1 protein-coding gene and 1 pseudogene are annotated in these 883 nt (G+C 69.1%); both read left to right on the top strand.

Features of this window, described 5'->3' with window-relative positions:
• Nucleotide 1 precedes the first annotated feature (1 nt).
• A complete protein-coding gene (locus tag KHC24_RS01910; RefSeq protein ID WP_271180697.1) occupies nt 2-700 on the top strand; it encodes an electron transfer flavoprotein subunit beta/FixA family protein in 699 nt (232 codons plus the stop codon).
• Nucleotides 700-883: pseudogene (locus tag KHC24_RS01905) on the top strand (electron transfer flavoprotein subunit alpha/FixB family protein); the annotation flags it as partial. The gene KHC24_RS01910 and the pseudogene KHC24_RS01905, both read left to right, overlap by 1 nt.

The raw sequence follows: 883 nt of genomic DNA, 5'->3' as shown, positions 1-883 counted from the left end.
CGTGAAGGCGGATGGGTCGGGTGTCGAGCTTGCCAATGTGAAGATGGCGATGAACCCGTTCGACGAGATCGCGGTGGAAGAGGCGCTGCGGCTGAAGGAAGCCGGCAAGGCGAGCGAGGTGATCGCGGTGTCGGTCGGCCCGGCCAAGACCGAGGAGACCATCCGCACGGCGCTGGCGATGGGTGCCGATCGCGGCATCTGGGTGAAGACCGGGGACGCGGGCGTCGAGCCGCTGGCGGTGGCCAAGCTGCTCAAGGCGATCGTGGCGCAGGAAGGCCCCGGCCTGGTCATTCTGGGCAAGCAGGCGATCGACGACGATTGCAACCAGACCGGCCAGATGCTGGCGGCGCTGCTCGGCCTGCCGCAGGCGACCTTCGCCTCCAAGGTGACGATCGAGGGCGAGACCGCCACCGTCACCCGCGAGATCGACGGCGGGCTGCAGGTGCTGGAGCTCGCCTTGCCGGCGATCCTCACCACCGATCTGCGCCTCAACGAGCCGCGCTACGCCTCGCTGCCCAACATCATGAAGGCGAAGAAGAAGCCGATCGCCGAGGTGAGCCCGGCCGATCTCGGCGTCGATGTCGCGCCGAAGCTCGAAATCCTCAAGACCGTCGAGCCAGGCAGGCGCAGCGCCGGCATCAAGGTCGGCTCGGTGGCCGAGCTGGTGGACAAGCTGAAGAACGAGGCGGGAGTTCTCTGATGGCCACTCTGCTGTTTGCCGAACATGACGACGCACATCTGAACCCGGTCACCGCCCGGGCGCTGACCGCGGCGCTGGCGCTCGGCGCCCCGGTCACCATCGCGGTGGTGGGCGCCGATGCCCGCACCGCCGCCGAGGCCGCCGCCCGGCTCGCCGGCGTCGCCGAGGTTCTGCTCATCGACG

The organism is Ancylobacter defluvii (assembly GCF_018390605.1).
In the GTDB taxonomy this organism is placed as follows: Bacteria; Pseudomonadota; Alphaproteobacteria; order Rhizobiales; family Xanthobacteraceae; genus Ancylobacter; species Ancylobacter defluvii.
This window is presented reverse-complemented; position numbering and strand designations above follow the sequence as displayed.